This window comes from Frankia sp. AiPs1 (genome assembly GCF_023716945.1).
In the GTDB taxonomy this organism is placed as follows: Bacteria; Actinomycetota; Actinomycetes; order Frankiales; family Frankiaceae; genus Frankia.
This window is the reverse complement of record NZ_JAMQQF010000225.1, coordinates 1-8,956: the sequence shown is the minus strand read 5'-3', so window position 1 is coordinate 8,956 and position 8,956 is coordinate 1. Positions and strand designations below refer to the sequence as shown.

5 protein-coding genes are annotated in these 8,956 nt (G+C 73.4%); all 5 read right to left on the bottom strand.

Features of this window, described 5'->3' with window-relative positions; translation table 11 throughout:
• Positions 1 to 136 precede the first annotated feature (136 nt).
• Entirely contained in the window at positions 137 to 1,720 is a 1,584-nt protein-coding gene (locus tag ND748_RS18535) for a glutamine synthetase family protein (RefSeq protein ID WP_251747166.1), read from the bottom strand.
• Complete coding sequence (locus ND748_RS18530; RefSeq protein WP_374215968.1) at positions 1,717 to 3,777, bottom strand: IucA/IucC family siderophore biosynthesis protein; 2,061 nt, start codon at positions 3,775 to 3,777, stop codon at positions 1,717 to 1,719. Before ND748_RS18530 ends, ND748_RS18535 begins: the two co-directional genes overlap by 4 nt.
• Positions 3,774 to 5,456 (bottom strand): lysine N(6)-hydroxylase/L-ornithine N(5)-oxygenase family protein, encoded by a 1,683-nt coding sequence (locus tag ND748_RS18525; RefSeq protein WP_251747162.1) that lies wholly within the window; start codon positions 5,454 to 5,456, stop codon positions 3,774 to 3,776. The genes ND748_RS18530 and ND748_RS18525 overlap by 4 nt, the downstream gene beginning before the upstream one ends.
• Entirely contained in the window at positions 5,453 to 7,441 is a 1,989-nt protein-coding gene (locus ND748_RS18520; RefSeq protein WP_251747160.1) for an IucA/IucC family protein, read from the bottom strand. The genes ND748_RS18525 and ND748_RS18520 overlap by 4 nt, the downstream gene beginning before the upstream one ends.
• Positions 7,438 to 8,956: pyridoxal-dependent decarboxylase (locus ND748_RS18515; protein WP_251747158.1), on the bottom strand; the 1,519-nt coding region annotated here is incomplete at its 5' end. The genes ND748_RS18520 and ND748_RS18515, both read right to left, overlap by 4 nt.

Here is an 8,956-nt window from a genome sequence, read left to right as displayed (position 1 = left end):
GGGCGGCCCCGCGCGGCGACGCCGAGCAGGGCCCGACCGGGCGGGTGGGGCCGTCAACGGACTAACCGGCCGGAGCCGTCGTTGAGAAGGGGCCGTGGGTCCCTCCGCCCGCGGGCGGCAGCGGGCCGCCGCCGGCTCAGAAGCGCTCGAAGCCGCGTCGGCGTTCCCAGTCGGTGACCGTGCCCTCGTACGCGGCCAGCTCGACCTCGGCCGCATGGGCCAGATGGGCGACTACCCGGTCGCCGAAGGCGGCGTGCGCCACCGCGCTCGACCGCCACCGCTCGACGGCGTCGCGCAGCGTCGCGGGCAGCGGCGTGAGCCCCGGCATGGTGAACGCGTTGCCGATCCGGCCGGGCTCGAGCGTCAGCCCGTGCTCCATCCCGAACCGGCCGGCGGCGATCATGCCGGCCACAGCGAGGTAGGGGTTGGCATCCCCGCCAGGCACGCGGTGCTCGATGCGCAGCCCCGCCCCGCTGCCGACGACTCGCACGGCGCACGTCCGGTTGTCGCGTCCCCAGCTCACCCCGGTGGGCGCGAACGCGCCGGGGGCGAGCCGCTTGTAGGAGTTGACGTTGGGGGCGAAGAGCAGCGTGAAATCGGCCATGCAGGCCAACTGCCCGGCGACGAACGAGCACATCAGCGGCGACATCCCCGCCGTGTCGGATCGGCTGGCCCCGGGTGCGGCGGCGAACACCGGCTCGTCCCCGTCCACCCCCCGCAGGGAGAGGTGGACGTGGCAGGAGTTTCCCTCGCCCTCGTCGTACTTCGCCATGAAGGTCAGTGCCTGCGCCGACGCGGCGGCGATCTTCTTGGCGGTCGTCTTGTACAGGGCGTGGTTGTCGCACGCCTGGAGCGCCTCGGCGTAGCGGAACACGATCTCGTACTGGCCCGGATGGACCTCACCCCGAGCCGACTCGACCGCGATCCCGGCGTCGGCCATGGCCCGCCGGATGCGGCGGGTCAGGTCGTCGAGTTCCTCGGTGCCGAACAGCGCGTAGTCGATGTTGTAGCGGCTGGCCGGGGTAAGCCTCGACCAGGAACGCCGCGCCGCCCGTTTGTAGGACTCGCGAAAGACGAGGAACTCCAACTCGGTCCCGACGAGGGCGGTGAGCCCGACGGCGGCGAGCGCGTCGAGCTGGCGGCGCAGCACCGTTCGGGGGGCGACGTCCACGGGGGACCCGTCGGGCCAGGACGCGTCCGCCAGGACGACCGCACAGGACGGGCGCCACGGTGCTCGGCGCAGGGTGGAGAGATCGGGCCGGAGACGAAGATCTCCGAAACCGTCGTGCCAGGGGGTGCGCGGATAGCCGCCGTCGGACTGCATGTCCACGTCGACGGCGTGCAGGTAGGTGCACGCACCCATCCCGTCGGCGAGCACCTCGCCGGTGAAGTGGTCGGGGGACACGGCGCTGCCGACCAGTCGGCCCTGTAGGTCGACGGTGGCGACGACGACCTCCTCGACCGCATGGTCGCCGGTCAGCAGCCGGTGCAGGGCCTCGATGCCCGCCGCCGGTGGATCGATCTCCGTCGCCTGGGGGTCGGCGGTCGCCGATCGCGGGCCAGCACTGCCGCCGGCACTGGCCCGATCGGGTGGCGAGGCCGGGTCGGCGGGCTGCGGCGGTGCGGGGACGGGCAGGTGACCGGCCGGTTCGGCCGGGCTCTGCCCCTCGGCGGGCCCCGCCGAGCGGGCAGGTGGTATCGGCGCTGGCAGCGACGTCATACGTCCTCCGTTCGTGCCATCGACGGCTCGGTCGAGGGCACGGGTCCCCGAACGGTCACCGTCGCCACCGGGTTGGCCACCTCCCCGTGCATCAGGTCGAACCCGCCGTCCCGGTCCGCCCGGTCGTGGAACCCTGCGCCGGCGAGCTGCTCGCGGTTCAGGCAGACCCGGTCGAACCGCGGTGCGAGCAGATCGATCTCGCGGAAGCGTTCCCGTAGCTGGGGGAACCGGGCGTGATAGCCATCGATCGTCGCCCGGACCAGCCGCCAGAACTCGCCCTCCTCGACCTGCAGATGATCCGCTGCAAGCACGGAGAAGTAACGGAAGTGGCCGGCGAACACGGCGGAGAGCACCGAGTGGGCCAGTAACGGTCCGGGCCAATGGCGGCAGTGCGCCGCCGCCTGCGTGGGCATGCCGGCGCGTTCGGGGAAGTCGCCGTCCACCAGCTCGATGTCAGCGCCGAAGTCCTTCACCGCGATCCGTCTGGGTAGCTGCTCGGTGTCGAAGATGCAGATGATGTTCTCTCCGTGTGGGGTGAAGGCGACCCCGTACCGGTACAGGTAGTGCAGCAGCGGCGGCAGCAACGCGGCGAAGAGGGCGGCAAGCCAGTCACGGGCCGACTGGCCCGATCGGGCCACCAGTTCCGCGGCCAGGGACCGTCCGTCCGATCCGATCGTGAGCAGCGACGCGAGACTGCGAGCCTGCTCCCCGTCGACGAGATGCCGCTCCACCGGATCGCGCCAGATCACGCCGAGCAGCTCGTGTAGCCGATAGGGCGCGCCGGGGACGGCGTCGTAGGCCCGATGGGCGACGGCGGCGCCGGCCACCTCGGCCAGGGGCAGCACCCCCGTCACCTCCCGCAGGAACGGATCGGCGTCGCGCAGGTCGAGCAGCCAGCGCGACACCGCCGGCCCGGCGGCGGCGTCCGCCGCGGACATGCCGCGCCACACCAGGGTGTTGCGGATCATCAAGGCAAGCTTGACGTTGCGCCGCTCCGGCCGGTCGATGTTGGCCAGAGTGCGGACGGCCTGCAGCGGGAGGTACCGGTCTGGCCCTTCGCCCAACGGGACCAGCAGACCCGTGGCGAGCTCGGCGGCGAACAGCGGGACGATCACGTTCTCCCACTGCCATGGGTGCACCGGCAGCCAGACGTAGTCCTCGGTCGCCGCTCCGGTCGCCGCTTCGGCCGCCGGAGTGTGGGCGAGGACGTCGGCGAAGCGGGCGCGGGTCGCGGTGTCCAGCTCGGCGCGGACCAGATCAGCATTGCCCGACCGGGCCATGGCGGACCCGTCCGGCAGGTCGGAGCCGGTCGACGCGATGTCCCAGTACCGCCCGATCACGGGATGCGCTGCCACCCAGCGCAGGCGGAAGGGCGCCTTGGCCTCCGGGGTGTATCGGCTGGCGGCCGCGCCGAAGCCGAGGCGCCCCTTGTTGGCGACGAGACAGGGATGGCCCGTCTGATGGCCCTCCAGCGCGACGAAGGGCAGGCGGGCCAGGAGCGCCGCGGGCGACGCCGTGGCCAGGAGATGCTGATCGGCTGACTGAGTGGCGAGCAGATCGCGCACCACGTCGGCAAGGACCGGATCGGGCCACCTGAGCAGGGACTGCGCATCCCGCAGAAACCGCACCGGGTCATCGGCAGCACCCTCGCCGGTCCGCCCATGGTCGCGCGGTTCGACAAGCCGCTGGTCCGCTGGTCCGCTCGCGGGAGACAGGATGGTCTCCTGCCCCCCGACTGGTGAGGCGGCGCGGGTGAGGGTCGCGGGATCGATCCACCAGGACCCGAACGTGCCTCGCCGGGCGCGGAACTGGTAGACGGCGCCGGCGGTCACCAGCCGGTGGGTCCGAAGGGGTCCCCGGCCGATCGGGGGATGTCCCGCGCGGTCCGTGTCGCCGGCGTCGTCCTCGAGCTGCGGCCTGAGCAGATCCTCGTAAGCGAGTTCCGCGATGAGCTTGGTCAGCAGCATGCGACCGGCCTGCCGCCAGCGATCGGCGGCTGACCCGCCCGACCTCGTCACCGGCGGCGGGGATCCCGCGGCAGGCGGGTGGAGGGTCACCGGTCGGCCTCCCCGAGCATCACGGGATGCCGCCGCCGTAGTCCCGGATCGGAGGCTGCGTCCAGCGCGCCGTCGGATGCCCGACGTCCCCCACCGTCCGCCACCGGGCAGGCGGCGACGCTGCTGGGCTTGACCTGGCGCACCGGCGCCGCTGTCGCCGCTGTCGCCGCTGTCGCCGCTGTCGCCGCTGTCGCCGCTGTCGCCGCTGTCGCCGTGGTCGTTGGTGCGGGGTGGGACCCGTCCGTCCGGGGAGGGGCACCGAAGGTCGTGAACGCCGATGGCGGCGGTAGTCGGTACGCGTGTCCTCCGGTCAGGTCATCGAGGATGACCGCGGCCCGCCAGGCGCCTAGGCCGAGATCGGGGGCGCCGACGCCGTGGGTGTGCAACTCGGCGTTCTGGACGTAGAGACGCCCGGTCACGCCCGGGTCGGTGGCGATCCGGTAACGGGCGTCGATCTGGAACCGACCTCCGTCGTCGAGAGCCAGCAGCCCGGCTACCGGATCGAGCAGGGCCGGGCGCCGGGCGGCATATCCCGTGGCCAGCACCACCGCGTCCGTGGTCAGCGCGAAGGTCCGGTCCTGATCACGATGACGGCAGGCGAGCGCGATCTCTGCCGGCTCGCCGGCCAGCGACGCAGACTGCACCGACACCCCTGGTAGCAGCGTGACCGCCTCGTCGCCACCGTCGATCGTCCGTTCGTAGAGCAGGTCGTAGATTTCCGCGATGGTCTCCGCGTCGATCCCCTTGTAGAGCTGCCACTGCGCCGGGACGAGCGTGTCCTTGCGGCCCTGCGCCAGGCCGTGGAAGTAACGGACGTAGTCGGGGGTGAACTGTTCGAGGCCCAGCTTCGAGTACTCCATCGGCGCGAAGGCGGGGGTGCGGGTGATCCAGGTCAGGTGCTGCGTCGCCGGCTGCTGGTTGCGCACCAGGTCGGCGAACACCTCGGCGCCGGACTGGCCGGATCCAACCACGGCGATATGGGCCAGCCCTGCCAGGGATGCGCGCCGTTGGCGGTAATGCGCCGAGTGGAACACCCGGTCGCTCTCGACTTCCGCAAAAGCGGGTGGCGTGGTCGGCTCGGTGCCGATTCCGAGCACCAGATGCCGCGCCGTCACCACCCGGGTGGACCAGGCACCAGCCCGATCGGAGGGCCCGGCGTGCGCCGTCGCTGCCGGCGGCGCCGTCTGTGTGACCACGAGGCGAAACAGCCCGGCGTCGGGATGCCAGCGGACCGCCTCCACCCGGGCACCGAAATGGGTGGACTGCAGGCCCGCTGCGACCCAGCGGCAGTAGGCGTCGTACTCGCGGCGGGGGATGTGGAAGCGTTCGTAGAGGTAGAAGCGAAAGAGCCGGTCGTGCGCGCGCAGGTAGGACAGGAACGACCATGGGCTGGTCGGATCGATGAGGGTGACCAGGTCGGCGAGGAACGGCACCTGCAGGGTCGTGCCCTCCAGCAGCAGGCCGGGGTGCCAGGTGAAGCCCGGCTCCTGCTCGAAGAAGGCGGCCCGCAGGCCGGGGAGGCCGTCGGCCAGTGCGGCCAGTGACAGGTTGAACGGCCCCAGCCCGACCCCTACAACGTCGTAGTCCGGTTCCTCCGGATGGGGGAGGTCCGGTGCCGGGACCGTGACCGGGGTCCGCGGCGGCTCGTCGCGGGGCTCGGGCGGGATGCGGGACGTCACGGGGCGGCCTCCAACAGCGGGTTCGGAATCTGTACGTAGACCGACTGGGCGGCCACCGGTCCGATCAGCTCGTCGCGGCCGTCCACGCAGGTGCGCAGGTTGCCCTTGCTGGGCAGGGCGGAGGCTGTCAGGAGGGTCTCGAGCAGCCGGCGGCGGACGGCGGGCGGCCCGTCCGGGCCGTGGTCCGATCGGGCGTCTGAGGCCATCCGGGACAGCAGGTCGCGTGCGCGTCCGAGCAGGCGGTGTTCGTCGGCGACGCCGGCCGCGCCCAGGGCCCCCGCCACGGCGAAGACGTTGTTCACGAACAGGTAGTAGATGATGCGCTCCGCCACCAGCTCGTCATCGAAGATCGCGTCGAGGTCCGTGGCGAAGCCGGGTAGCAGGCGTTCCATGGCCGCGGCGGCCGAGGCGGCCACGTAGTAGCCCTGGCTGTCGCGATACCACCCGGCCACCGGCCAGCCGTCGGCATCCAGGCTGACCAGGGTGTTCTGCAGATGTGCCTCGACGCCCACGCCGAACCGCAGGTACAGGTCGAGTACGGGGGCTGCGAGCACCGCCAGGTAGCGCCCGAACCAGGCCGCGGCGAGCTCCTGAACGGGTTCGTGTCGGCGGTCGGCCAGCCGGGCGAGCAGCCGGGGGAGCATCCCGGCCCGGGACCGGCCGTAACTGTCCGGCACCCGATCGGGCCGGGGCGCGATCAGCGCCGCCAGGCTCACGGCCCGATCGGTCGGGCCGAAGGGGTTCGTGCGGATGGCGGTCTCCAGCCCCACCGTGCCATCGCTGGCGTCCGATGCCCCGCCGAAGGCCTCGGTCGACCGGGGGACGCCCAACCGTTCGGATCCCCCGGACGGCGGATGCCGGTCCGGACGGGTCACCGCCACCCAGTCGGGCTCCCCGATGAGGTGGAAGTCCGGATGCCGGGCGGTGAGAGCGGCGCCGAGGCCCGCGTCGACCAGTCTCGTGATCATCTCCGCCAGTCGAAGCTCCCCGAGGTGCAGGACCCGGCGGGAGTTGGTGATCCGCAGGCCCAGCGAGAGCTTGAGCATCACCCGGCTGTCCGGCCGCCAGACGGTGCGCAGGGACGACGTCGGATACCACCGCGGGCCCGACCCGCCGAGGTCGACGAGGCGGCCGTCGGCGAGCAGCCGGGCCAGTGGGCTGTCCGCGCATTCGGTGAGTTCACGGGCCTGCCAGGGATGGGCCGGTACCGGGATGTAGCCGGGCGGAGGGCGCCTGGCCGGCAGGCCGCCTCGGCCAGCGCCGGTAGGTGCAGGCGGCCCCGCTCCGGTCGGGCGGTGCCCCGCAGCCTCGCCGGCGGCGTCGTCGCCGAACAGCTCGGTCAGCAGACGCGCGACCGGTTGGCGGTCAGCCGGCGACGTCGCCGTGGAGCTGCGCTCTGCCGCCGGGCCACCCGACGTCGACACCACCGAGGGGTGAGCGGCGAACCAGTGCAGTGCGAAGGAGCCGGCCCGCTCGGGGGAGTAGGCGGCCATCGCCCGATCGGAGGCCCCCTGTCGGCTCGCCGCTGCCGGATGGAAGGGATGGCCCGTGAGCGACGCCTGCTCCGCGGCCAGGAACGGGGGGATGGCGCTCGGCTGCCCCTGCGTCCGGCGGGCGTCGAGATGGGCGGCGATCCGGCAGGCCGAGTCCAGGATCCGGTTCAGCGCCTCGGCCCCCTGGGCGGCGGGCAGCCCCCGTTCCGCGGTGATTTCCCGGACGAGGAGCGCGGCGAGCAGGCCGGCGTCGACGGGCGACGGCGCGCCCACCGGGGAGACCAGCTCGGGCTGGGCAAACCGGTGCCACCCGGACGGCGAGCGGTGGGTCATCATCACCCGCAGAGACAGGCCCGAGGCCGGCAGCTCGACGTCGATCGCGCGGGCGCCGGCGGCCGGCAGCGCGCCGGTCTCCCGAAGCCAGCAGCGCAGGAGGGTCTCGGTGGCGAGGTCATCAGCGATGGCCGCAGCCGTGGGCTGGTCTGCGGTCACGAGATGCTCCCGATGCCACCGCCGTCCCCACCGGCGAGTTCGTCGCCGATCGCGGCGACCAGGTGTAGTAGCGCGTCCACGTCGGCCTGGGTGGCGTCGGGATTGAGCAGGGTGAGCTTCAGGTGCACGGCCCGCTCGGGTCCCGCTCGGGTCCGGCCGACGACCGCGCGCCCGTCGAACAACAGCGTGCGGCGGATGTCAGCGTTGAGTCGATTCAGCCGCTCGGTGGCCCATGCCGCCGCCGAGCCGGTGGCGCCGGGCTGTGGCCGGTAGCGGAAGACGACCGTGCTCAGCGTGACCGGATAGGCGGACTCGAGGCGGGGATCGGCGTGGACGGTCCGTTCCGCGTGCCGGGCGAGATCGTGGCAGGCGTCGACCATGGCGCCCAGCCCGTCGCGGCCGAGCGCGCGCAGCGTCACCGCGATCGGGAAGGAGTCCGCGCGGCGGGTGGTCCGAAGGGACCGGTCCAGGAGGCTGGGAAAGCCGGCCGCCTCGTCGTCCTCGGAGCGGAGGTAGTCCGCTCGCGCGGCACGCAGACTGGGCCACCCGTCCGGACGGGGGGTCAGGAAGATGCCGGCCGGAGCCGGCTGCCAGCCCAGCTTGTGCAGGTCCAGGGACACCGAGTCGGCGAGTGCGAGCCCGTCCAGGTGGCCGGCCAGCCGGTCGGAGAACAGCGCGCCGCCGCCGTACGCCGCGTCCACGTGGAGCCAGCCGGACGAGGGGGGATGGCCCGGTGTGGTCGGTGTGGTCGGTGCGGTCGTTGCGGTCGGAGGTCGCCGCCCGGACAGCCGGCGCCGGTGCTCCTCGACCGCGGCGGCGATCTCGCGTAGCGGGTCGACGGCCCCGGCGTCGGTGGTGCCCGCGGTGGCCACGACGACGGCCGGGCCGGGGTGCTCGGCGAGCGTCCGTCGCAGCAGGTCGACGCGCATCCGATCCTGGCCGTCGGTGGGGATGGCGGCCACCGGCGGGTCGTCGAGGCCCAGCACGGCGGCGGCGCGATCCACCGACAGGTGCGCGGCGGCCGAGCGGAAGACGCGCAGCCGCCCGTTCGGCGCCTGCGCTTGCGCGACCGCGGCGGCTGTCCTCGCCGGCCCCGGGCGGGCGGCATCCCGGGCGAGAAGCAGGCCCATGAGGTTGGACTCCGAGCCGCCGGTGGTGATCGTGCCGGTGGCCCGATCCGGGTCGAAGCCGGCGAGCGCGGCGAGCGCGGCGACGACCTCGGTCTCGATCGTGATGGCGGCCGGGGCCTGGTCCCAGGAGTCCAGGGACGGGTTGAGGGCGCTGACGGCGAGGTCGGCGGCGACCGCCACGGGCAGCGGGGGGCAGTGCAGATGGGCGGCGCACCACGGGTCCGCCGGGTCCACGGACCCGGCCGCGAGGGCCGCCACCAGCCCGGTGAGCGCGGCCGTGGGACCAATCCCGGTGCGCGTGAGCAGGCTGGTGCGGTTGGGCGACACGCCCAGGGCGGCCTGGATCGCCGCGCGCACCCGCACGGGCCCACCGGCCGGCAGCGGT

What these genes read in the sequence shown, in the direction of transcription:
- ND748_RS18535 (WP_251747166.1), bottom strand. Translation starts at nt 1,720, where the DNA reads ATGACGTCGCTGCCAGCGCCGATACCACCTGCCCGCTCGGCGGGGCCC.